We start from the raw sequence: 22799 nt of genomic DNA, 5'->3' as shown, positions 1-22799 counted from the left end.
ATTTTACCATGATGGATTTACAACGTTTTGTTTCAGATTACACAAAAGATAAGAAACATTTACAGCTTGTCATCGGGGTTTTTAGGGAGAGAGATGTTGAATACTATTCATTTGATAATAATAAAAAGAAAAGTGTGATCCCTCCTGAGCATAAGTTGTTTGAGATCGGCTCCATAACCAAAGTTTTTACATCCATAATTTTATTAGAAATGGAACAAGAAAAACTGCTTTCCTCGGATGACAGTGTTGGTAAGTTCATGCAAAACGTTGAAAACGATTATTTGAATAAGATTACCTTGAGAAGCCTTGCTACTCATACCTCTGGATTACCTATATTGGCAATCAACCACAATTTGGCTAAAAAAAGATCGAATCCTTATTCAATGTATACCGAGCAAGATTTAACTGCTTTTTTATCTACTGCTGATTACACGGATAGCATAGGTTCGTTTGGATATTCCAATATCGGTGTAGGTTTACTGGGATACATACTATGTAAGGTGTCAGGAAGTACGTATGACGAACTGTTAAAAAAATATATAACGAGTCCATTAAAGATGAATGAGACAGCCGTTATGCTTGATGCAGAACAGAATAGCAGGTTTTTGAATGGACATGCTTCATCTGGGAAAAGAGTCCCTCATTGGGATCTTTCTATACATATAGGAGCTGGGGGAATTAAGTCATCTGTTAGCGATTTGAGTTTATTTGTCCAAGCCAATCTAAATGATAATAATCCGATAGCCTCTACACTACAAAAAAGTCATCTCCCTATATCGATTGGAAATTCAAACCGTTATTTTGGCTGGGGTGAGGATAATCTTCTAGATAAAGGTATCCTCTGGCATAACGGGGGTTCAGCTGGTTTTAATAGTTATCTAGCTTTCAATAAGGAACTCCGTGTAGGAGTTGTATTGCTATCCAATTATTCTTTTTTCTCAAATTCTCTTATGGATCATTATTATGCTCAAATCATAAAATGGATTACAAAAAAAGAGCCTTCACAAGGAACGATGATAGACTCTACAGGTATAAAAATATTGGAAGAAATCATGCAGAGAGAAGCGTCATTGAAGTAACGGGAATCGATAGAAGTATTAGCCACCTAATCATTAGGTGGTTTTTTATATCTAGAGACTCCCATCCAAGATAACTAATCCATGATACAAAAGAGGACGTGTTAACGCCCTCCTGCATTATACCCATGGTATTCACTCACCTGCATATTCCTTTGCAAGAATCGAATATAGACACGAATCATGATATTCCCCTTTGTAAAACCAATGCTCTCGCATCAGACCTTCACGCTGCATACCAATCTTCTGCATAACCTTCTCAGAAGCCTTGTTGTTCGGGCGGCATTTCGCATAAATACGGTGTACGCCAAGTGTATTGAAGCCAAAGCCAAGCATCGCTCGGGCTGCTTCGGCAGCGTACCCTTTTCCCTGATAAACGGGATTGAGCACATAACCGATCTCAGCGTTCGTCTTTTTGATGTGAAGGCCAACACCGCCGATCAGGATGCCCTCCTTTTTCAAGCATATCGCCAGTTCGAAGCCCTCTCGTGGTTGTGTTTGCTGTGAATTTAGCACAAATTCCACATAATCTCGCGTATCTTCTTCCGTATTAGGTCCCCATGCCGTATGCTGAGTAACTTCTGTCATGGATGTGTAGCTATGTATACTTTCCCAGTCTGTCTCCAGAATATCCCGGATGATGAGTCGTTCGGTCTCCAATTGCATCGCTATTCCCTCCTATATAAAGTGAACTAAAGAATATTTACACTTGCCACTTCGATGACAGAACAACCTTCCGATCGCTGTTATCCCCAGATTTTTTTGATTCCCTTTTTCAAAGGAGAAAATCCGGGGATAAAGGCGAACGCTCCGCTTCTTCAGGTTTTTTCTGTCCTCTCCGTTTCTCGTGTAAATGTTTAGTTCAATTATATAGTAAAACAAAAATAGCCCAATAACCGATTCGTGTAAAGAATGGGTTACGAGCTATGTAAGTATAAGCATGCTATTGTGGTTGTTTACATTCAACTGCGGGATAAGTATAAGCCAGCTTGCGAATAATTTCCTTTTGCCATTTCGTGTCACCCAGGTTGGTTGCCAGGTTCAGAAGATCCAAATAATCGTCAAGCTGCAGATCAGCCTTTTGCAGAGTTGTATTCATTCGATGTTCGTTCCCCTTTATCTATAAAATTGTTAAGTCATGTACAGTAGGCAGAAGACTTGAGACAAGCTCAAGAATGATAATCATTATCACAGTTATATTATCATTATGCAATGAACGATGTCAAAATGCAATGCCAAGGCTCGAATGTACTCAACTTTTTTTCGAAAAAAGGCTCATCCACAGCACATAGGGAACGTACACACCCAGGTATGCAGACGGATAAAGAAACCATCCATTCAACAGGAAATGGTGAATTTCTGTGGTGAACGTTGTCATATGGGCATTCGTAGCGTACACATCTCCGGCAATGACAGTCGCCGCACTATAGAAGCAGAGCAGGGCAAGTACATGGAAAACACGGGTCACCATCCGAGAGCGGAGCGCAACAAATACCATAATAAGTGGAACAATCAGCAGGAGCAGAAGAAAAAGAAACTTCATCATACAGGTCTCCTTTGGGATACTTTTGTTAAACAGTATGGGCAATTGGTGGAATTTCCAAAAGTTTTTTCAAACATTTTACAAAAAGAAAGAGGAATTCAGCATATGAACGATTAAATTAAAGGTGGATAACCCATTATCAGGTAATTACGAGGAGGAGAAGGCAAGTATGAAGAAAGCGATATGGCAGCATTGGATCGGGGCATTCCTGATCTTCATCATGATGGCGACGGCATTGCTTCAACCTGGTTCACAAAGTCCGGTACAGGCCGCTGCAGCACCTATTACGGTATCGCAGGCCATCGCTGCCCAGAGTGGCGGAGCAACGGCAACGGTGGAAGGATATATTGTTGGACATGCCACCGGTTCGCTTACAGCCAAGTTTACATCTCCTTACGCCAATGATTTTAACTTCCTGATTGCAGATTCAGCGACAGAGAAGACTAACGCGAAACTGCTCGACGTGCAGATTCCAGCGTCGTACCGCTCGCAATATGGACTGGCTACCAACCCGAATCTTGTGGGGCAGAAGGTTATCATAACCGGAACACTTGGCGCATATAACAGTTATGCCGGAGTTAAGAATCCTACCTCAATCGCACTCTCCTCTGGAACAACCAATCCTGATCCTGATCCAGGCACAACGCTGCCGGATGGTACAGGGAAGAAAGTATTATTCGATAACACGCATGCTCAGACAGCCGGGGCTGCGGACTGGGTTATTGATGGGGCATTTTCGGACTTTGCGAATGGTTTGCGAAACGCAGGCTTTACCGTGGATCAGCTGGATCGCAGCATCCCGTATACCTTCGGTGAGCAAGCCATCACCTTTAATAAATTGAAAGATTATGATGTCTTCGTTATCGGCGAAGCGAACGTGCCTTTCAAAGCGACAGAGCAAGCTGCGCTGCTGCAATATGTACAGAATGGTGGCAGTGTCTTCTTCATTGCCGACCACTACAACGCAGACCGGAACAAAAACCGCTGGGATTCCTCCGAAGTATTCAACGGCTATCGCCGTGGTGCATTCTTGAATCCAGCCAAAGGCATGTCGTCAGCAGAAGCTGAATCTCCAGCTATGCAAGGCGTGACCAGTTCGGACTGGTTGGCATCCAACTTCGGTATTCGTTTCCGCTACAATGCATTGGGAGATGTTAATGCAACGGATATCGTCGCACCTTCACAGTCGTTCGGCATTACAACCGGCGTGAACGCAGTGGCCATGCATGCTGGTTCCACACTTGCCATTATTGACCCGAACAAAGCCAAAGGTCTGGTGTATGTACCTAGTGGGGTTTCCAAATGGGGCAACGCGGTAGATCAGGGCGTATACAATGGCGGCGGACGAGCTGAAGGAGCCTACGCAGCGATCGCCAAGATCGGGGCAGGAAAAGCAGCATTTATCGGCGACTCCTCACCTGTTGAGGATGCCACTCCCAGATATCTACGTGAAGAAACAGGCGCTGCCAAAACAACGTATGATGGCTTTAAAGAAGTGAATGACGGTGTATTCCTCGTGAATACCGTGAAATGGCTTGCAGTGAAAGAAAGTTACACAAGTCTGTCCCAGGTCGCTGGACTGACATTGGATACGCCGACAAGTCTGCTTGCTATTGAAGCTCCGGCTTCTTCCACTGAGCCGCAAACCGAACCATGGGCTACACCGGCTGCAGGCTACAAATGGTACGATCCTACAACGTTTAAGGCAGGATCGTACGGCAAAGCGCAGTAAGATAAGCAGTAAGAAAAATATACGGAAAATCGGCCTGTTCGCCACAATTGCGGACAGGCTTTATTTTGCATAAATGCCCGGAGCAGAGGGAAACGTATGGGTAATTATGAATGATGAGTGAGATGCCAAGGTGAGGAGGAAGACCATGATGAATCGGCAAGCAGACTGCGACAGCTCGACCATGAGGCAGAAACTCAAAGGGGACCTCCATCGTGTGGCAGATCGAATGAACAAGACGTTATCCACCTTTGACCATGACAGTGTGTGTCTGCTGGGCCAATTTGCGGAGATTCGGGCCGAGATCAAGCAGATCGAGGTGCTGGCGTCTTCCTTTTATCTGGATTGTTATCTGTCTCCCTTCACGGAGAAATTTGCCGAACTGACTGCCAGTGTACAGCATTTGTCGGATCGCAGATATGGTGCGCTCATTGTAATTGAACGGGAAGTTCCGCTTGAACCAATTATCCACTCAGGGGTTGCAGTCGATGCCAGAGTCACGCATGCGTTGCTGGAGTCGCTGTTTATACCGGGTGCACCTCTGCATGATGGGGCGGTGCTGATTCGGGGCAATCAGATTGTATCCGCGGGCAATGTATTACCTTTGTCACAGGCCATTGCACATGAACGGAAAATTGGCACACGGCATAGGGCTGCTCTCGGATTAAGTGAGCTGACGGATGCGGTTGTGCTGGTTGTCTCGGAAGAGACAGGTCAAGCTTCATTCGCCGTGGGAGGGGATCTGCATCCCATCAACGTGGTTGAAACCCTGCCATGATTACTGGTCGCTAGATTTTTTACCGATTCCATGCTGGAGTAAATGAACCTTTTTCCCTGCGAAGAGAGAAAGGTCTTTTTGTTACATCGTGATGTGGTTTTGCACAAACTTGATAATCATGGGTACAATAGAGGATGGAAGACGAACTGAAGAAGGCGAATTGATCGCAAAAATGGTTGGAGGAGACGGTTAACACATGAGCTGGTTTGATGCAATGGAACATCACGATTATGAGGAACTGGTACTGTGCCAGGATAGAGCCTCTGGTTTAAAAGCAATTATTGCTATTCACGATACAACACTCGGTCCTGCGCTGGGAGGCACACGGATGTGGACCTATGCTTCGGAGGAAGCTGCCATTGAAGATGCCTTGCGCCTTGCGCGGGGAATGACATATAAACATGCTGTATCCGGACTGAATCTAGGCGGAGGTAAAGCCGTAATTATCGGGGATCCGCGCCGTGACAAAAATGAAGCGATGTTCCGGGCTTTTGGCCGATACATTCAGGGACTGAACGGACGTTATGTCACCGCAGAGGATGTGGGAACGACAGAAGAAGATATGAATCTGATCTATCAGGAAACCGACTATGTCACAGGTATATCGCCAAGCTACGGCTCCTCCGGTAATCCTTCCCCGGCAACAGCCTGGGGTGTATATCGGGGCATAAAGGCCGCAGCGAAGCAAGCATTCGGCACGGATCTGCTGGAAGGCAAAACCGTGGCTGTACAAGGTGTGGGCAACGTGGCGATGCGTCTGTGCAAATATTTGTACGAAGAAGGTGCGCAGCTGATCGTTACCGATATCCATAAGGATTCCGTGAAGCAGGCTGTGGATCAATTCGGTGCAAAAGCGGTGGACCCTGCCGACATTACTGGAGTGGAATGTGATATTTATGCTCCATGTGCATTGGGCGGTACAATTAATGATGATACGTTGAAGCAGCTTAAGGCCAAGGTTGTGGCAGGCTGTGCCAACAACCAGCTGCTGGAGCCGCGTCATGGTGACAAGCTGCATGAAATGGGGATCGTATACGCACCAGACTACGTGATCAATGCAGGTGGCGTAATTAATATTGCGGATGAGCTGAACGGCTATAACGCAGATCGTGCGTGGAGCAAGGTTGGGGAGATCTACAATAATCTGGAGAAAATCTTCGACACGTCACGGACCGAAGGCATCGCAACGTATATTGCTGCGGATCGCCTGGCTGAACGCCGGATTGAACTGATGAAAAATACACGCAGCACGTTTCTGCAAAATGGTCATCACGCGCTGAGTTCCCGCAGACTGCGCGGGTAAGAAACCTCTGTCTGAGAGCTGAAGAGGGCCTTTAACGTGGGCGGAGCGCTAACGAATCTGAGACTTTTTATATTCAGGGGATTAAAGCGTCAGCAGAAGGATAAGAAACCTGAGACACGTTATATCAAAATTTGAGGCGTTTTTAGCGTCTTATTAGCGAAATTTTAGGAAATAACGCGGTCTGGTGTTCCTTACGATTGTACAGATAAAAGGCGGGCGTCCATGGATGCCCGCCTTCTTTATCATTTGTTTTACTTCAAGGCGTTCATGATGTGACTTTGAACACCACGATCAATCAGCAGGCCGATATGGGTCACCCCGAAAATACGAATATTGTTCGCCCCGTTCAGTGGGGATAACGTATTGTTTACAATTAAGTCCGACGTACTGTAGATGGAAGTATATGCAATGCCGTTTGGTGCCGATCGGGCCACAAGCCGGTTGGGAGAGCCGAGTGTAATAACTTTGCCTATATTTTTACCACCACCGAGGTTGTTGATATAATACAGGGTGTTGGCTCCGCCCATGCTATGGGCGATGATATCGACCTGGCTGGCACCGGTCTTCCGCAGGACATCATCAATATAGGTGGATAACTGACGTGAATTGGTGACATTGTTTCCCGACTTGTCGAGGAAATCGATGGCGTACAGGTCACTTCGGGAATAACCTTCGTTTATTAGTGCTCTTTCGATGCTGGCAAAGTTAAATCCCGCGCCTCCAATACCGTGTACAAGCACAATCGGATTGCGCCCATTGGTCGCCGCTGACTGCTCCGCACCGGCAGGGATGGATAGCAAAGATAACGAGCTAACGAAGAACAGACAGGTTAAGACACAACGTAGAATAATAGATTTACTCAATATTAATATCCTCCTTTGGAATGTATATCCATATTGTACCTCTCCTAATCTATCATTATTTGTAATTTAAAGGAATAGTTTGGTAGTATTAAAATTTAAAATAAATTTTGAGGGGATTAATGCATGCTGGTTTTGGCTGTAGTGGTCGCTTTAATGACGGGAATGATTTCGCTAATCCATATTCTATTTGGATTAAAGGAATTAGGGGAAGGCATGAGGCTGTTGGTCAACATGTCAGAAATTTTATTTTTTCTATCCCTGCTATTCATTTTAGTGAAAAGTAAGAAAAAGCCTTTATAGCTAATACCAGAAGAAGAGATGCGAACTTACGCATCTCTTCTTCTGGTGTTCTCTAGCCCTAGATAAGCGCTGAGTCAGATATGGGGAAAATTGAAATTTTATTTCAAAACGTAATGCACTTCTGATTCAGCAGCTTCGCAAATCGATCCAGCGCGCTGCTGACGTATCGATCTTCACCCCGGACAAAGGTCGTTGTGGTATGTGTGAATCGTTCGGCCAGATCATACACCGAGAACTCATCCGGTTTCTTGTGAATAACGCTGCAAGGCATAATGGTAAAAGCAATTCCCGACTCCACACAGCTAAGCAGGTTATCCATCGTGCTGACTTCAATCATATTGCGAGCAGACAAACCTTCTTCCTGCAAATATTCCTCCGTAATTTCACGGTATGGGCAGCCTTTTGGGAAAACGACCCATGAAACCTGACACAGGCTTTTGGGTTGTACGTCCATCCGTTTGGAGATGATATGCACCGTGTCTTGCATTTCATATTCCACTTTTAGACCCTCTTTCACACACGCACCACTAATAAAAGCACCATCGATCTCATACTCCTGTATTTTCTTGCGCAGCACTTTGGGTGAAGTGGCATTCACAAGTGAGATGGAGACCTCGGGATAGGTCACTTGGTATTCATTGAGAATCTCCATGAATCGGCTGGATGCTGCCGTCTCCACAATCCCGATTTTTAAGGTGCCTGAAGGCTCACCGGGATCAGTCATATCCTGCTCCATATCGTTTAACAGGTCACGGATGCGTGTTGCATACTGGATAAATTGTTCTCCTTTGGAAGTCAGCACTACCCCTTTGGGAAAACGGTTAAACAACTGAACCTGATATTCCTGCTCCAGCTTTTTGATGCGTGTGGTGACGTTGGATTGTGCATAATTCAATTCTTTGGCGGCCTGTGAGATTTTGCCGGACCTTGCCACCGCGAGAATAATATCGATATCCGAGAGTTCCATGGCTCTGGCCTCCTGAGTTGTAATGAAATGAAGTAAAGTGAAGTGTTAGGTATCTCTATGAGAGATACAACTATATATTTCAATCATTTTACGATATATATATGCCGGCTTACAATATCGTTATCAACAGCTTTTACAGAGCAATGGAATCATGCAAAACGCTGACAATGGAGAAGGAGTTGTGATGAGAAATATGTCTACATTACTGAGTCCGGTGACGATCAACGAATGGCATTTGAGAAACAGATTAGTGATGGCACCTCTTACCCGAGGGTTTGCCAATGATCAGGATGGGACTGCGACGGAAGAGATGGTGGCGTATTACGAGCGACGTGCCAGGGATGGCGTAGGGTTGATCATTACAGAGGGTATCAATCCCTCGCTGGCAGGCAAAGGAACCTATGGTATCCCCGGATTATATACGGCTGAACAGACCGCTTCATGGAAAAAGGTGACGAATGCCGTCCATAAACACGGAGGGAACATCATCGCTCAGCTGTGGCATGTGGGCAGACTGTCTCACTCCGATCTGATCGGTACCCCGCCACTAGCACCTTCAAGCATTCCGGCTCAAGGAAGAGTCCATAAATTGCATAAGCCATATCAGATACCTCAAGCCATGAGTGTGCAAGATATCCGGGCAACCATTCAACAATTTCAAACGGCTGCCCGCAATGCGGTACTGGCTGGATTCGACGGAATTGAGCTGCATGCAGCACATGGTTATCTGATCGACCAGTTCATTAATGAGAAGACGAACCACAGAACAGACGAATACGGAGGCGATATCCAGGGACGATTGCGTTTTCTGAAGGAGATCATTATTGCAGTCCAAAAAGAAATCAGCGTGGATCGCATATCGATACGATTTTCCGAGAAAAAAGATGATGACCCTTCCTATGTCTGGTCAGACAAGGCTGGAGTGCTGAACGCCTATCTGAATCTGTTCCGTGAGACAGGTATTACAATCTTGCATCCTTCAACAGATCGATACACCACAGTCTGGGATGGGGAGCACAATTTCCATGAAGCGATTCGCCAGCAGTGGGATGGAATCATCATTGGCGTAGGGAAACTTGAGGCAACAACCGCAGAGCAGGCAGTGCAAGATCGGAGCATTGATTTGGCAGCGTTCGGCAGACCGTTTATCGCCAATCCCGATCTGGTGCAAAAATTGCGTTCGGGGCAGCAGTTGGTCGAGTACGATGCCAACGCACATCTGACTGTGTTGGTGTGAATGTAGCAAGAAAAGGGCAGAAGCTGATCCTCAAGATCACTCTGCCCTTTGTTTTGTTTACATATGGAAGGATGGTTACGGGTTACTGACGACGGTAACTTTCTTTTCCGTTAAGTAGTATACGAGTGCCAGTAGAGGCATCAACAGACCAATCAGTGTGGTGAGACTCCAACCTCCATGTGCGTAGGACCAGCTGCCAAGAGATGATCCAATTGCGCCCCCTACAAAAAAGATCGACATAAATATCCCGTTTACGCGTCCTCTTGCTTCGCTCAACGAATAGATAATGCGCTGTCCCAGCACCAAATTACCCGAGACCGCCATATCCAGTGTGATGGCAACGACCACAAGCAGAATAAGGCTAGCGGTAGAGTGACCCTGGAACAGATAGGCAAGCCCAAAAGATGCAGCCGCGATGACCATGGCGAGTCCGGTTAATATGCGGGTTAAACCTTTATCCGCCCATCTTCCGGCAATAGGTGCTGCGATGGCACCCCCAACACCAGCCAGTGCAAACCAGGCAATTCCCTGTTGGGACATGCCGTACTCATTGGCGAGCTGCAAGGGAACTGTAGTCCAGAACAAGCTGAAGGCGCCAAACAGACTAGCCTGATAGAGGGCTCGGCGGCGAAGCATGGGAAATGTTTTGAGCAGGGAGCCCAATGACAGAATTAATTGTCCGTACTTCATCGCAGGTTGTGGCTGACGTGCAGGAAGTGCGCGTGACAGGAGCAGTGTAAGCAATCCGATAACGATTGCCGAGAAGACAAAGACCGCTTGCCAGCCGAGCAGGCTTGTAATAAAACTTGCGACAGGCCGAGCCAGCATGATGCCCAGCAGCAGACCACTCATCACGTTGCCGACAACCCGTCCGCGTTGCTCCTCCGAAGTGAGGTAGGTGGCATAAGGAACCAGAATTTGCGCAACGACTGAGCTGATCCCGATGACGAGGGAAGCAGTCAGAAATAATATAGCATGGGAAGAGAAGGCAGCGGCAATCAATGCAATGACTAGAATGATGAGGAAAAAAGTGACCAGTCGCTTATTCTCCAGAATGTCACTGAGCGGAACGATAAACAGCAGGCCAATAACATAACCGATCTGTGTTAACGTCACAATCAGTCCCGCAGCAGCAGAGGAAAGCCCTGTTGTCAAGCCGATGGGTCCTATAACCGTCTGAGCATAATACAGGTTTGCCGCAATCAGCCCGCACGCCGCAGCCAAAAGTAAAATCAACCAACTGGGAACTGAATTTGATTTCACATCAGTTTGCATATCCATGAGTATCACCCTCCACATGTTCTCAAATTATTTTTTATTAAAGTGAACTTGTATTGAAATTGTTAATTACTAAACGGTGCGTTTACTAATCGTAAGCATATAATAAACTAAACGTTTAGTATTGTAAATAGGCGTGGGAACTTTTTTTATGTCGAAGTAAGGTAAGAACGAAATTGTTTAATGTATCGGTGTTTTAGTATAATGAACGTATAGTTTTTATGAATTACAGATGCATTGGTTACACCAAGGAGGGCTTATGATGACAGCCAAAAGAGGGCGTCCCCGCAATGTGGAAACCCAGAATGCGATTCTTGCAGCTTCCTATGAATTATTACTGGAACACGGATTCGGAGCGATTACGATCGAAAAAATTGCTGAACGTGCTAAGGTGAGCAAAGCAACGATATATAAATGGTGGCCAAATAAAGGTGCTGTCATTATGGATGGGTACATGTCTGCGGCAAAGGCAAGATTGCCTGTACCGGATACAGGATCGGTATTTGAGGATGTGCGCATTCATGCGAGCAATCTGGTTGATTTTTTGAGCAGCCGGGAAGGAAAAGTGATCACACAGATTGTCGGAGAGGGACAGTCTGATCCAGGGCTTGCAGCAGAATACCGAACCAGATACATTCAGCCTCGTCGGCGCGAAGCGTGGGGGATTTTTGAAAAAGGTATAGAACGGGGACAGTTGAAAAAGGATTGTGACATCGGACTGTGCATAGACCTCGTCTATGGAGCGATGTTCTATCGCATGCTGGTGACTGGCGAAGCGATAGATACTGAATTCGTGCAGCGTTCGTTGATCTCCTTGTTTGAGGGTATTAAATCTGGATCATAGAGAAAGACATCTTGGGGGAGGGATAGGGCGATTCTTAAGAATCACCCTGGATACATAAAGGCTTGTGGATGAATGGGGATTGTGTGGAGAACTGAGAACTATACCTGGAAGATCGGTGAGATGGCTGGGGGGCATGAATCAGGAGAATGCGAAGTGGAAGAAGGAAGAGACTCGTTCAAGAGCGGGGGCTCGTTCCATATGAAACTGGGTATTTCGCGTCGTAACACCGGCGCTACATCCTGGGCAAAGCGTTCTACCTGCTCCAGCTGCTCTGCATGGCTGAGTCCATCCACGCTGATACTCAGTACCTGATGTCCATATGCGGCATGGTAATTGAGGATCTTCTCAATGACTTGCTCTGGACTACCAATCAGTACAGGACCATGCGCAATGTTATCCTCCAGGTCCTTAAAGGGTGACTGGTTGTGCTGCGCAGCGGCCGTAGCATGAAATGCCTCATAATAAGGCGTATAACGACGGATCGCCTCTTCGCGTGTATTCGCGAGGTATAGGCTGCCTGCACCAGAGCCAACCACCGCTCGGTTCGCATCATGACCATAATAATCGAGACGCTCCCGGTAATGGTCAATTAACGCTTTGTATTTTGCCTGTGGGTGGAAGGAATTCGAGCTAAATATCGGTTCGCCATACTTAGCTGCAAGCTCGGTAGAGCGGGTGCTCGATGCGCTGCCATGCCAGATCGGAATGGATTGCTGAAGCGGTCTCGGCTGAGTAGTAACCTCTTGAAGGGGAGGGCGATACGTTCCCTGCCAGGTTACATTCTCTTCAGTCCACAGCCGTTTCAGCAGTTCGTAGCGTTCACCGAGTGAATCCCATTGTTCCTCCTCGCTAATGCCAAACAGGGGATAGTGCCGAGGATCATTGCCTTTCCCGATGATCATCTCCAGACGTCCGCCCGATAATTGATCCAGCGTGGCATAATCCTCGGCAACCCGTACCGGATCAAGTATACTGAGAACAGTGACCGTTGTTAGCAACCGGATACGTGAAGTCGCAGCAGCGACGGCGGTCAGCACAACGGGAGGTGAGGAAGACAGAAAAGGTGCGCCATGCCGCTCACCGATCCCATATGCATCGAACCCCAGCCGTTCGGCCAGCTTGGCTTGTTCCAAAATGTTGTGAAACTTTTGTTGTGTTGTTAGTGATTCACCAGTTACGGCATTTGGAAGATTCATCATGAGACTAAATAAGGCAAATTTCATCTAACCATCCCCTTGGATTGGATTGGAAAAGCACTGGGTTGTCTAATCCTATGGAAATAGTAGGATATTCAAGCTAAAACTAACTTTACCATGTTGCCATGCATTCTTCTAATGGATTTTTTCTATAAGGCGGATTAAAGCCGCTCAAACCTAGACAAATGGGCAGGAAATTGCCACGATTTTTATTGACCGCTGTAAAATTTAGGATTAAAATTGTGCATATCATATAAATTCAAATTTATGGATTTTCATTGTGGAGGTGGGAGACATGGAACCTACAACTACGATACGCTCCTTTATTGAGGACTACATCAGGAAACAGGGCTATACCCTGCAATACTTTGCCGATATATCGGGTGTGAACGCTGGAACGTTAAGTGCGATCATCAAAGGAACGCGGCCAATCGCCATGGCTCAACTGGATTTGATTACCAAAGGCATGAAGCTGGAAGAAGGCCATTTCTACGAAATTTACGGCGCTGAGTGTTTTGTGGAGTCTGCACCACATTGGAGAAGACTGGAACCTTTTCTGCAACGTTGCGCCGAGCTGGACAAGCTCGAATGTATTCAGAGGGTAATCCAGCAAGTGACGGATGACCGCTCCTATATTTCCGAATTATTTGAGATGGCAGAAGGCATGCTTGAACGAGGACAAAAGAAAGCGGCCCGCATGTTATATGAATGCGTTGCGGAGTGTGAGAAGTACCAACATTCGGAACGTCTCGCATTGTGTCAGTATCGTATTTTCACACTATCTCTGGGTCAAGATCAGCATGAAAATCTCAGGGCAGCCGTGCACTTCGAGCCATATATTAATAGGCTGGATGAAGAGCGGCAACTGGATGCGATCAAGGATCTGGCGAATACATATTTGGCTTTGAGATATTGGGACAAGTTATTTTCCCTTTCTGATGAGTTGGATCAGAAAACTAAAATTTTACAATTATATACAAAGAAAAAAACGGATAAAAGTGAGCGGTTAACCGCATACCCATTATTTGTATATATAGCATACTCAAATCTACTTAAATCTGCTGCTTGTGAGGGGCAGGGAAAGTATGAAGATGCGCTTTATTATACAGGGGTATATACAGATGTAGTGGATATTCATAATTCTAACGAAGAAGATCGGTTATATATATCTAAGTTTAAGTTTTGGGCAGAAGCGAACACGTATGTCTATAAATTAATGATGGGTGATCTGAGTATTTTGCCAGCATACGTTGATTTTATTGAAATTAACGAATCAGATGTGCTTCCTGCTATGACTAATATTTTGAAAGTGGCTAATAATTTTGACCAAGATATCAATGAAATACTCCATAAATTTAGTGTCCAAATCTATTCGGAAATTGATCAATTAAAAGATTATACCGATCAGGTCAAGTCGGATATCTATATCACATTTTTATTTGGACAAAGTGTTTATCACCTCAATCGTGGTCAGTACTCTGAGGGTATGAATCAACTTTTATATTGTTTGAACGAAGCAGTTAAAATTAATAACCATAAAGAGACTATACATTGTGTAGCGTTATATGAGAGATATAGACACATATCTACTCCAGATCATGCACAACAGTATAAAATGATAATGATGGAGGTAGAGCGTAATTATGATAAAAAAGAAAATCGTTTATTTCATCTTGCTTAGTTTGCTAGTCGTTAATGTCACCCAGTTAGGTTCATTTGATCATGGGATCCCTTTTGTAACATCGCTTACCACTACACATGGTGGTGGTACGTTATAGTATTTAAGTAGTGAATTATCAGCTTTTAAAATGGTTTATTTCCGAGATCGGAAATAAGCCTTTTTTGCGCAGATTGACCATTGTAAAATTCAGGATTAAAATTACATTTATTAAGTATTGATGAATCTTAAGTTAGTTTGGTTGATGGGGGTGGGAGAATTGAAACTTGCACCTACGATACGCACATATATAGAGAATCACATAAGAGAAAGAGGATATAAACTACAGCAATTCTCAGATGTCACGGGTGTCAACGTTGGTACATTAAGTGCCATCCTCAAGGGCAGCAGGCCTTTAGCCATGAATCAGTTGGATCAAATCACATCTGGTATGGGGTTGGAGAAGGGATACTTCTACGAGATGTACAGTGTGGAATGTTTTGTGGAAGCCGCACCTCATTGGAGGCGTTTGGAACCGTTCCTGTATCGCTGCGCTGAACTTAACAAGCTAGGCTGTATTAAAAAGGTAGTCTATCAGGTTACAGATGATCGATCCTATATTTCAGAACTGTTTCAAATGGCAGAAAATCTATATTTCAAAGAAATGAATGAAGCGGCGCTTATTTTATATGGATGCGTAGCCGCAGGTGAGAAATATCAGCACTCGGAACGGTTGGCGTTATGCCAGTACCGTATTTTTTTGCTTCATAAAACAATGAGTAAATTCGATAATCTGGCTGCAGCAGCCCAATTGGAACCTTATATTGAGAAATTGGATGAAGAAATACAACTGGATGCTATTAAAGACTTGGCGAATGTTTATAGTACAATACATCTCTGGGATAAGGTTTATGATCTGGCAGAGGAACTGGAACGAAAAGTTGATTTTCAACTTGAACTTCAATCTCGAAGACGGAAAAATAGAAAAAGAACCGCCTTTTACCCCATATTTACGTATAAAGCATATGCGAATTTATTGAAGGCAAGTGTCTGTGAAGCGTGTAAGCAATATGAAAAAGCTCTGGAATATACAGATGTTTACGTGACTGTTATTGAAATCTCTAATCCAACAGAAGAAGAGCAAGAATTAATAGAACGTTTCAAAGGATGGGCGGAGGGAAATCGGTATTTATACCATTTGATGAATGGGAACCATGAGGTTATTGAACCTTATCTGAATTACCTTGATGCTAATCCACATGAGATTTTAATAGCATTCGTGAATATTGTGCAAGCAGCTAACCGGCACTCACTGGATATTGATTCTGCATTGGATAGATTCGATCCTTATATTAAACAATTCAACACGGATATACATTTAAAAGGGACGTACAATATGCAAATGTTGAATTATAGATATATATGTTTTTATTATGAGTTAGCGAAGTACAGGCTCAACCAACAAAGATACGCAACGGGGATTGACACGTTACTCACGAGCCTGGAACTCTCATCATCAAGTAACGATGACCTAATGTCTATTAAATCTATTGATTTATATGGTAAATTCAGAAGGCATGTAACGAACCAACAGGAAGAACAATACAATAGGTTAATAGAAGGCCAGAGCTCACAAAATTTTGGAATTAGAATTAAAAGTGTATAACTACTGAGATCTAATCTTGCTCAATATAACGACCTCTACTAAAAGATCTAATACAAAAATTTTGCAAAGCATTCCATTATGAATTTTTAGATAAATGTACCCTAAAATAGGTTGAAAAAGGGGTGCATGCTGTGAGAGAAATCAAGCAGATCAAAGATCAAATCGAGCAGAATCGGCAACATTTGCGTCGGTTGGTGGAGAAACATGGCATGCATGATGATAAAGTTCTCAAGCAGTCTATGGTGCTGGATGAACTGATTAATAAATATATTCGACTAATAGAGAAACACTAATTTGTTAACGCTCTTGTCTTCCTCTGTAATCCACCTATAGGTGGACCTCTATATCAACCCAGTTGTGGACGCTAGAGCGGTGTTCTCCCTGCTATGCTTAAAGCATCAAATCAAGCAAATTACAGGGGGAACAACGTATGACGACGAGCATGTGGGTTCAGATGATCATCATGTTTGCGGTTTTAGTATTCACTTCAATTGGACGAAAGCCAGTACGTTATTATCGTTTATTGCTGCCTTTCGTTATTATGGGTTATTATGCAGTCAAATTCCTTAAAGACATGACTCTTACAGGCAATAATGTGCTGTTTTTGTTGGTGGCCGTGATTGTAGGGGCATTGTTCGGAATGATTGTGCTGGGAATAACGCGTATGGAATTCGATGCGACGGCAGGTAAGTGGTATACCCGAGTGGGGATAGGTAGTGTGGTTGTCTGGGCGGTGGCATTCCTGCTACGCATCATTCCGGTGGAATGGATCACGCATCATCCGCAGCAAGCATACCAGTATGCAAATGAGCATCAATTGGATCTTCAGAATATCGGTCCTGCATTTATATTAATGACCGCAGCTATGGTTTTGGTGCGTGTAGCAGGGATTCTAATCCGCTCCAGAGCGAGCAAAGTACAGCATACGAATGGAACATAATTTATAATGTGTTTCTGTCTTTAGTCTTTGCGTAAAGGGACTCCATTTTCTCATGATCACGATATGTAGTTTAGTGTGAGTGGAATATATCTATATGCTGTAGTTGTGACGGTTTTCACGGATTAATGCAAAATGCTATGTTATGAAAGTATTGTTATGTAAGAAAACATTTTATTTTGCAAAGGAATAAAATATGAATTTTTTGGCAATGTATCCTAAAATGTTTTAAAAAGAGGGGGTGCATGCTGTGAGAGAACCGAAGCAGATTAGAGACCAAATCGAACAGAACAGGCATGAGTTAAGTCGTTTGGCGGAATATCATGGCATGCAAGACTACAAAGTCCTTCAACAATCGATGGTATTGGACGAGTTAATTAATGAATATAATCGCTTCAAATATAATAAACACTTTATGAATAGACAGCCGATTGCATAATGCAGTCGGTTTTTCTATGCAATAGAAGAGTAGTCGACTGTAGCCATACAGTCGGCTTTTTTGCGTTTCGTCGAAACCTGCGCTTCAATCTTGAAATTCCGTACCAATCCCATGGTTGGCAGGATAGCCAACGATCATTAAAACTGAATATGATGACCCCAGTTATATTCAGATTGATCTGTGAAGGGGGCTCATACAATGATCGGGAGAGTGAGGGATGAACGGAATGATGGACAAGGTACTAGGTTATTTCGGAAGAAATATAAATCTGCGCACCAAGCTGCTTCTGTTGTTCCTGGCGTTGACCTTGCTGCCGCTAAGCTTGCAGGGAGTGGTGAATTACCTGCATTTCTCGCAGACGATTGATCGCAAGACGGAGCAGTTCACCATTGATATTGTTCGCCAGATTAATACTAATCTGAATCGGCTGCTCAAGGACTTCGAACGTTTGTCGCTCTTGCCGCTCTATGATCAGATGGTGCTTGGCATTCTGGGCAAATACAATGCTCCGATGGGATCGGGTACATGGGCGCGGTCCGATGATTATCTGAAAATGAAGCTCTACACGTCCGGTCAAGCGTATGACCGACCGGAAATCCGTGGCATGCATCTGATCAGCAACAGCGGCATTTTGTTCTCCAATCTGGATTCGCTGGCAGTGAATCCGGTATGGGACAGCAGGCAGGATGACTGGTTTGCAGAGCTTAACGGCTCGGAAGGGGAATGGCGTCTGCTTCCTCCACACGAACCAAGCTATTACACGGGCAGTCGTGAAGAGCCGTATATATCGGTTGCCCGTGAGATTCGTGATCCGGGTACACTCCAGCGACTGGGTTACATTCTGATCGACATCCGGCTGGAAGCCTTCGGCCAACTCTTATCCAATCTGAATTTTGAGCAAAATGCGAGCCTGATGATTGTCGACAGCAAGCAGCGTCTCCTGTTCGAACGCACCTCAGCCGGAGGTCTGTCCGCATACGACCAACTGTTAAAACATGGCCAGCTTCAAGGATACGCAGGCAACCAGAAGGTTGTCCTTGAGGGGAAGCCCTATCTCTACGTACAGCACCATTCCAGCTATTCAGGACTTTCGGTGATCAGCCTTACACCTATTGCCGTTATTCAGAAGGAGTCGGGCGAGATGCTCACGTTTACGTTTGGATTCGCTGTGTTGTGTATGGCGGCCGTAGCAGTTCTCGCTGTTCTCTTATCCTACCGTATAACGAGGCCGCTAATTCGATTGAAACACAATATGATTCGGGTCGAGCAGGGAGACTTTAGCCAGCGCGTAGTGCACTTTAGCAATGATGAGTTCGGACAGATTAGCCGGGGTTTTAACCGAATGATGGAAGAGATCAATCGACTATTCAACGAGGTATTTCTGTTGGGCATTCAAGAGCGAGAGGCGGAGTTGTCAGCATTACAGAGCCAGATTAATCCCCATTTTATATACAACACATTGGAGTCCATCAACATGATGGCGGTCCGCCAGAAGCACGCTGAGGTGTCTGATATGGTGACGGCACTTGGCAAGCTGCTGCGTTATACGATTGATAAGGTGGACCGGAGGGTTCCGCTTCAGGAAGAACTGGCTTTTGTACAATCCTATGTACGCATTCAACAGGTACGTTATGACGGCAAGCTGGAGGTAATCTATGACATCGATGAAGCCATTACAGAGTGTCTGATTCCTAAGCTGGTATTGCAACCGCTGGTGGAGAACGCTGTCTACCATGGCATTGAAGGGCAGGCGGATGGCGGGGTGATCTGGGTATCTGCATTGAAATTCGATGATGAGCTGCTGATTATTGTGCGTGACAATGGCAAAGGCATGGCTCAGGCGGAGATTGATGAATTAAATGAATCCATTGCTCGGCAGCCTTCCAATGAGGCATTGCGTTGTCATGCCGGGGACAGGCTGGGACTTAACAATATCTCTCAAAGGCTCCGCCTCATGTATGGAGAAGGCAGCGGCCTGAGCGTCGATGGCAGTCCCGGGCAGGGCCTGGCGGTGACGATATCCATTCAACTTCAACCGAAAGGGGAATGAAGCGCATGTATAAAGTATTGCTTGTGGAGGATGAGACGGTCATCCGTCAGGGACTGAGAGAGCTGATTGTACAGGCGGCTCCTCAGTTCGAGGTAACAGGTGAAGCTTCGAGCGGAGCCGAGGCACTGGATTTTCTGAGATGTGAAGTACCGGATGTGTTGATCACGGATATTCGCATGCGTGAAATGGACGGGCTGACACTCGTATCCAAAGCAAGAGATATGTACCCTGAACTGCTGATGATCATCATTAGCGGGTACGGAGAGTTTGAATATGCACGCAGGGCGATGGAATACGGGGTATTGAACTATCTGCTGAAGCCGATTGAACGACATGAACTGGCATTATGCATCCAAAAAATTCAATTGCTGCTGGATCGCAGGTATGGCATTTCAACCCTTCCAGTCACTGAGCCATCTGGGAAAGCAGAGCACTCCGGCGGAGATACGCGGAAGATTATCCGAGATGTGAAGGAGCACATCAAGCAGCATCCCGATGGGGATCTGCGACTTCAGACCATAGCAGCTCTGGTTCATCTGAACCCCACCTATCTAAGCCAACTGTTCAAGAACGCAACAGGAACCAATTACTCCGAATACATCGCTGAGGCTCGTATGGAACGGGCCAAGTGGCTGCTGGTTAACACAGGGCTCAAAATCTATGATGTTGCAAGGTTATCCGGGCATCAGAGTCCTAAGCACTTCATGCTGGTATTCAAGCAGCAGGTGGGATCGACAGCAGGGGAATATCGTGACCGATTCAGTAGTTCTTGAAAAACCATACCATTTCTGTAATTGACGTGATTTATGAGCGGCCGATACCTTCGTTATACTTTGGTTGCACATGTATACCACTAAGTCCATAAGGGGGATTTTCATGAAAAAAGCAGGACTGATATTGATACTCTTACTCATGATGATTGCTTCAATCGGGTGCACAAGCTCCAATTCCGGAAGTGATCCTGGGCAAACAGCCGGGGAGAATGGAGAGGTTGAGCTGAAATTCATGATGTGGGGCAATCAGGCACATATGGATGTATACAACAAGCTGATCGATGGCTTCACGCAGGAAAATCCAGGCATCAAGGTGACGATGGAATCCGTACCTTTCGCGGAATACCAGCAAAAAATATCGGTGCTTGCCGCTGGCGGCTCTCTCCCAGATATCGCATGGGTATCGGAGCGGATGGTGCCACAATTCAAATCCAATCACATCCTGGCCGATGTATCCGAGTTCAAGGATGATGCACAGTTCAAGCTGGATGATTATATACCAAGTACATTGGATTTGTTCCGTGATGGCGATCAGCTGCTGGGGCTGCCTTTTTCCACACCTCCGGTGGTCATGTTCTACAATAAAACGCTGTTCGACAAAGCCGGCCTGACCGACCCGAATACACTTGCCAGCCAAGGACAGTGGACATGGGAACAGTTCGAGAAGTCCGCCAAGGCGATCACGAGCAAGGAGGCAACCAACCGGATATATGGAGCTAACTTTTTTCGCGACTGGAAGACCTGGGCAGTGCTCTCCTCGTATTCATGGTCCAATGGCAGTGGCCCGTTTGACGAAGGCATGACGAAGTTCACCTGGAACGATGCTTATGGCGTACAGACCTTTGAACTGCTGGAGCGCATGATGTTCACCGATGAATCGCATCCGAAAGCAGGCGAGCAGGTCAGCTTCGATGCTGGCAATGTGGGCATGTTCTTCGATAACTACAGCTATGTCTCCAAAGCAAGAGAGATTACCGATTTTGAGTGGAGTATCGCTCCCATGCCTTCCGGCTCACAGGGAAGCGTACCGATGCTGGGGCAGGCTGGATATGCCATGTTCAACGACAGCAAACATCCGGAGGAAACCAAGAAGCTGTTGAAGTATTTTGCCAGCGAGCAGGGCATTCAGGCGACGGCCACCTATTTTGTGCCTCCGCGTACCTCTGTGCTGAACTCCGATGCGTTCATTAATCAGCCCAATAATCCGAGCAAGGAGCATATTGTGCAGGCCGTGATTAATGAAATGCCAAAAGCGCGCTTGATTCCCGGTCATATCCGTTGGCAGGATATCGATAATGCGGTGTTGCAGGGATTTGACCGACTGTTCGCCCGTTCAGCGACACCTGAGGATAATCTGAAGCAAATGCAGGAAGAAATCCAAGGCGTGCTGCAACAATAAATAATTCTATAGAAACAGGAGGTGAGCATGATGGGCAAATTCAAGGAATTGCTTGATCAGAAATCGCTGTCACTTGTGGTCAGTTTACCCGAGAACGATCTATCGTTGGCCCGAGCAGCAATCGAAGAGGGCGCTGATGCACTGAAGGTGCATTATAATGTCGGTCATCGCGCCAGCGGGAATCATTTTGGTCCACTGGACAACTATGCCGAAGTTTTTCAGGCGATCCGTAGCGAGTTTGGCGGCCCGCTTGGGGTCGTACCATCCGGTAGTATAGATGGAGCACGGAGGGAGGACGTGGGGCGCCTCTCCGGGCTGGGTTTCGACTTCTATTCCATCTATGCACATCACTTGCCGTCCTTCATGCTGGATGACCTGGGGTTGGACCCTACGTTTGCGATCAACGACGAATATGAACCTTCAATCGTAACGTCAGCGGCTCATTACGGCTTCACCGCCCTGGAGGCATCCATTGTGCCTGGGAATGAATATGGTACACCGCTAAGCTTTGCGGACGTGCTTAAGTATCGCCGTCTGGTCTTACAGGCGCAAATTCCGGTATTGGTTCCTTCTCAGCGTAAGCTGGTGCCGGAGGATGTTCGGGTGCTGCACGATACCGGAGTCAAGGCGATCATGCTTGGAGCGGTCGTAACGGGCAGAGCGGAGGAGCAGCTGCGAAGGGTTGTTAACGCCTTCCGTAATGCGGTGGACAATCTGAACCGTCCAGACTAGAGGGAAGAAATTTGATAAAGGGGAGGGCCTGA

23 protein-coding genes are annotated in these 22799 nt (G+C 45.7%); 17 read left to right on the top strand and 6 right to left on the bottom strand.

The genetic code is table 11. The annotated features are described in order from the left end of the window. The first annotated feature begins 8 nt into the window (after positions 1-8). Entirely contained in the window at positions 9-1079 is a 1071-nt protein-coding gene (locus A6049_RS19685; protein ID WP_063566293.1) for a serine hydrolase domain-containing protein, read from the top strand. Between the two features lie 132 nt (positions 1080-1211). Here the strand turns inward: A6049_RS19685 and A6049_RS19680 are convergent, their stop codons facing one another. Continuing rightward, entirely contained in the window at positions 1212-1742 is a 531-nt protein-coding gene (locus tag A6049_RS19680; RefSeq protein WP_063566292.1) for a GNAT family N-acetyltransferase, read from the bottom strand. Between the two features lie 277 nt (positions 1743-2019). Continuing rightward, positions 2020-2175: a hypothetical protein gene (locus A6049_RS33635; protein WP_162842450.1), complete on the bottom strand. Its 156-nt coding sequence runs from the start codon at positions 2173-2175 to the stop codon at positions 2020-2022. A gap of 279 nt (positions 2176-2454) precedes the next feature. On the opposite strand from A6049_RS33635, the gene A6049_RS33760 reads away from it, so the two are divergent. The 4 genes from A6049_RS33760 (at position 2455) to A6049_RS19660 (ending at position 6429) form a co-directional block, all read left to right on the top strand. Continuing rightward, positions 2455-2736 carry a hypothetical protein gene (locus A6049_RS33760; RefSeq protein ID WP_145921940.1) on the top strand — a complete coding sequence of 94 codons (282 nt, stop codon included), beginning with the start codon at positions 2455-2457 and terminating at the stop codon, positions 2734-2736. A 103-nt stretch (positions 2737-2839) separates the two neighbouring features. Then, positions 2840-4351 carry a DUF6359 domain-containing protein gene (locus A6049_RS19670; protein WP_063566317.1) on the top strand — a complete coding sequence of 504 codons (1512 nt, stop codon included), beginning with the start codon at positions 2840-2842 and terminating at the stop codon, positions 4349-4351. 145 nt (positions 4352-4496) lie between these two features. Further along, positions 4497-5126: a sporulation-specific diadenylate cyclase CdaS gene (gene cdaS / locus A6049_RS19665; protein WP_063566290.1), complete on the top strand. Its 630-nt coding sequence runs from the start codon at positions 4497-4499 to the stop codon at positions 5124-5126. A 196-nt stretch (positions 5127-5322) separates the two neighbouring features. Continuing rightward, the gene (locus tag A6049_RS19660) at positions 5323-6429 is read left to right on the top strand and encodes a Glu/Leu/Phe/Val family dehydrogenase (protein ID WP_063566289.1); all 1107 of its coding nucleotides are present in this window, start codon (positions 5323-5325) and stop codon (positions 6427-6429) included. Between the two features lie 251 nt (positions 6430-6680). Here A6049_RS19660 and A6049_RS19655 read toward each other — a convergent pair whose 3' ends face one another. Further along, on the bottom strand, positions 6681-7292 hold the full coding sequence (locus tag A6049_RS19655) for an esterase/lipase family protein (protein WP_063566288.1): 612 nt from the start codon (positions 7290-7292) through the stop codon (positions 6681-6683). Positions 7293-7415: 123 nt separating this feature from the next. On the opposite strand from A6049_RS19655, the gene A6049_RS33330 reads away from it, so the two are divergent. Continuing rightward, the gene (locus A6049_RS33330) at positions 7416-7592 is read left to right on the top strand and encodes a hypothetical protein (RefSeq protein ID WP_161490616.1); all 177 of its coding nucleotides are present in this window, start codon (positions 7416-7418) and stop codon (positions 7590-7592) included. Between the two features lie 103 nt (positions 7593-7695). Here the strand turns inward: A6049_RS33330 and A6049_RS19650 are convergent, their stop codons facing one another. After that, positions 7696-8559, bottom strand: coding sequence for a LysR family transcriptional regulator (locus A6049_RS19650; protein ID WP_063566287.1), 864 nt, complete (start codon positions 8557-8559; stop codon positions 7696-7698). 193 nt (positions 8560-8752) lie between these two features. On the opposite strand from A6049_RS19650, the gene A6049_RS19645 reads away from it, so the two are divergent. Further along, on the top strand, positions 8753-9796 hold the full coding sequence (locus A6049_RS19645; protein WP_240321492.1) for an alkene reductase: 1044 nt from the start codon (positions 8753-8755) through the stop codon (positions 9794-9796). A 75-nt stretch (positions 9797-9871) separates the two neighbouring features. Here the strand turns inward: A6049_RS19645 and A6049_RS19640 are convergent, their stop codons facing one another. Continuing rightward, entirely contained in the window at positions 9872-11077 is a 1206-nt protein-coding gene (locus tag A6049_RS19640; RefSeq protein WP_063566285.1) for an MFS transporter, read from the bottom strand. A 259-nt stretch (positions 11078-11336) separates the two neighbouring features. On the opposite strand from A6049_RS19640, the gene A6049_RS19635 reads away from it, so the two are divergent. Further along, positions 11337-11918, top strand: coding sequence for a TetR/AcrR family transcriptional regulator (locus tag A6049_RS19635; protein WP_063566284.1), 582 nt, complete (start codon positions 11337-11339; stop codon positions 11916-11918). A 98-nt stretch (positions 11919-12016) separates the two neighbouring features. On the opposite strand, the gene A6049_RS19630 is transcribed toward A6049_RS19635, so the two are convergent. Continuing rightward, the gene (locus A6049_RS19630) at positions 12017-13141 is read right to left on the bottom strand and encodes an LLM class flavin-dependent oxidoreductase (protein ID WP_063566283.1); all 1125 of its coding nucleotides are present in this window, start codon (positions 13139-13141) and stop codon (positions 12017-12019) included. A 268-nt stretch (positions 13142-13409) separates the two neighbouring features. Here A6049_RS19630 and A6049_RS19625 point away from each other — a divergent pair, with 268 nt between their 5' ends. From A6049_RS19625 to A6049_RS19590, 9 genes are all read left to right on the top strand, one after another. Next, complete coding sequence (locus A6049_RS19625) at positions 13410-14795, top strand: helix-turn-helix domain-containing protein (protein ID WP_063566282.1); 1386 nt, start codon at positions 13410-13412, stop codon at positions 14793-14795. Between the two features lie 256 nt (positions 14796-15051). After that, complete coding sequence (locus tag A6049_RS19620; RefSeq protein WP_063566281.1) at positions 15052-16437, top strand: hypothetical protein; 1386 nt, start codon at positions 15052-15054, stop codon at positions 16435-16437. Between the two features lie 131 nt (positions 16438-16568). Continuing rightward, entirely contained in the window at positions 16569-16730 is a 162-nt protein-coding gene (locus A6049_RS32670) for an aspartyl-phosphate phosphatase Spo0E family protein (protein ID WP_095206164.1), read from the top strand. Positions 16731-16867: 137 nt separating this feature from the next. Then, positions 16868-17377: a DUF1453 family protein gene (locus tag A6049_RS19615; protein WP_063566280.1), complete on the top strand. Its 510-nt coding sequence runs from the start codon at positions 16868-16870 to the stop codon at positions 17375-17377. Between the two features lie 247 nt (positions 17378-17624). Next, complete coding sequence (locus tag A6049_RS19610) at positions 17625-17813, top strand: aspartyl-phosphate phosphatase Spo0E family protein (RefSeq protein WP_063566279.1); 189 nt, start codon at positions 17625-17627, stop codon at positions 17811-17813. A gap of 217 nt (positions 17814-18030) precedes the next feature. Then, the gene (locus A6049_RS19605) at positions 18031-19863 is read left to right on the top strand and encodes a cache domain-containing sensor histidine kinase (protein WP_090954128.1); all 1833 of its coding nucleotides are present in this window, start codon (positions 18031-18033) and stop codon (positions 19861-19863) included. A gap of 5 nt (positions 19864-19868) precedes the next feature. Continuing rightward, positions 19869-20636 (top strand): response regulator transcription factor, encoded by a 768-nt coding sequence (locus tag A6049_RS19600; protein ID WP_063566278.1) that lies wholly within the window; start codon positions 19869-19871, stop codon positions 20634-20636. A gap of 103 nt (positions 20637-20739) precedes the next feature. After that, positions 20740-22035: an ABC transporter substrate-binding protein gene (locus A6049_RS19595; protein WP_063566277.1), complete on the top strand. Its 1296-nt coding sequence runs from the start codon at positions 20740-20742 to the stop codon at positions 22033-22035. Positions 22036-22062: 27 nt separating this feature from the next. Then, positions 22063-22767 carry a beta/alpha barrel domain-containing protein gene (locus A6049_RS19590; RefSeq protein WP_063566276.1) on the top strand — a complete coding sequence of 235 codons (705 nt, stop codon included), beginning with the start codon at positions 22063-22065 and terminating at the stop codon, positions 22765-22767. Positions 22768-22799: the final 32 nt, after the last annotated feature.

The sequence above is a fragment of the Paenibacillus sp. O199 genome (assembly GCF_001636635.1).
GTDB lineage: Bacteria > Bacillota > Bacilli > Paenibacillales > Paenibacillaceae > Paenibacillus > Paenibacillus marchantiae.
This window is presented reverse-complemented; position numbering and strand designations above follow the sequence as displayed.

What these genes read in the sequence shown, in the direction of transcription:
- A6049_RS19685 (WP_063566293.1), top strand. Translation starts at nt 9, where the DNA reads ATGATGGATTTACAACGTTTTGTTTCAGATTACACAAAAGATAAGAAA.
- A6049_RS19680 (WP_063566292.1), bottom strand. Translation starts at nt 1,742, where the DNA reads ATGCAATTGGAGACCGAACGACTCATCATCCGGGATATTCTGGAGACA.
- A6049_RS33635 (WP_162842450.1), bottom strand. Translation starts at nt 2,175, where the DNA reads ATGAATACAACTCTGCAAAAGGCTGATCTGCAGCTTGACGATTATTTG.
- A6049_RS33760 (WP_145921940.1), top strand. Translation starts at nt 2,455, where the DNA reads ATGGGCATTCGTAGCGTACACATCTCCGGCAATGACAGTCGCCGCACT.
- A6049_RS19670 (WP_063566317.1), top strand. Translation starts at nt 2,840, where the DNA reads ATGATGGCGACGGCATTGCTTCAACCTGGTTCACAAAGTCCGGTACAG.
- cdaS (WP_063566290.1), top strand. Translation starts at nt 4,497, where the DNA reads ATGATGAATCGGCAAGCAGACTGCGACAGCTCGACCATGAGGCAGAAA.
- A6049_RS19660 (WP_063566289.1), top strand. Translation starts at nt 5,323, where the DNA reads ATGAGCTGGTTTGATGCAATGGAACATCACGATTATGAGGAACTGGTA.
- A6049_RS33330 (WP_161490616.1), top strand. Translation starts at nt 7,416, where the DNA reads ATGCTGGTTTTGGCTGTAGTGGTCGCTTTAATGACGGGAATGATTTCG.
- A6049_RS19650 (WP_063566287.1), bottom strand. Translation starts at nt 8,559, where the DNA reads ATGGAACTCTCGGATATCGATATTATTCTCGCGGTGGCAAGGTCCGGC.
- A6049_RS19645 (WP_240321492.1), top strand. Translation starts at nt 8,753, where the DNA reads ATGTCTACATTACTGAGTCCGGTGACGATCAACGAATGGCATTTGAGA.
- A6049_RS19640 (WP_063566285.1), bottom strand. Translation starts at nt 11,077, where the DNA reads ATGGATATGCAAACTGATGTGAAATCAAATTCAGTTCCCAGTTGGTTG.
- A6049_RS19635 (WP_063566284.1), top strand. Translation starts at nt 11,337, where the DNA reads ATGACAGCCAAAAGAGGGCGTCCCCGCAATGTGGAAACCCAGAATGCG.
- A6049_RS19630 (WP_063566283.1), bottom strand. Translation starts at nt 13,141, where the DNA reads ATGAAATTTGCCTTATTTAGTCTCATGATGAATCTTCCAAATGCCGTA.
- A6049_RS19625 (WP_063566282.1), top strand. Translation starts at nt 13,410, where the DNA reads ATGGAACCTACAACTACGATACGCTCCTTTATTGAGGACTACATCAGG.
- A6049_RS19615 (WP_063566280.1), top strand. Translation starts at nt 16,868, where the DNA reads ATGACGACGAGCATGTGGGTTCAGATGATCATCATGTTTGCGGTTTTA.
- A6049_RS19605 (WP_090954128.1), top strand. Translation starts at nt 18,031, where the DNA reads ATGAACGGAATGATGGACAAGGTACTAGGTTATTTCGGAAGAAATATA.
- A6049_RS19600 (WP_063566278.1), top strand. Translation starts at nt 19,869, where the DNA reads ATGTATAAAGTATTGCTTGTGGAGGATGAGACGGTCATCCGTCAGGGA.
- A6049_RS19595 (WP_063566277.1), top strand. Translation starts at nt 20,740, where the DNA reads ATGAAAAAAGCAGGACTGATATTGATACTCTTACTCATGATGATTGCT.
- A6049_RS19590 (WP_063566276.1), top strand. Translation starts at nt 22,063, where the DNA reads ATGATGGGCAAATTCAAGGAATTGCTTGATCAGAAATCGCTGTCACTT.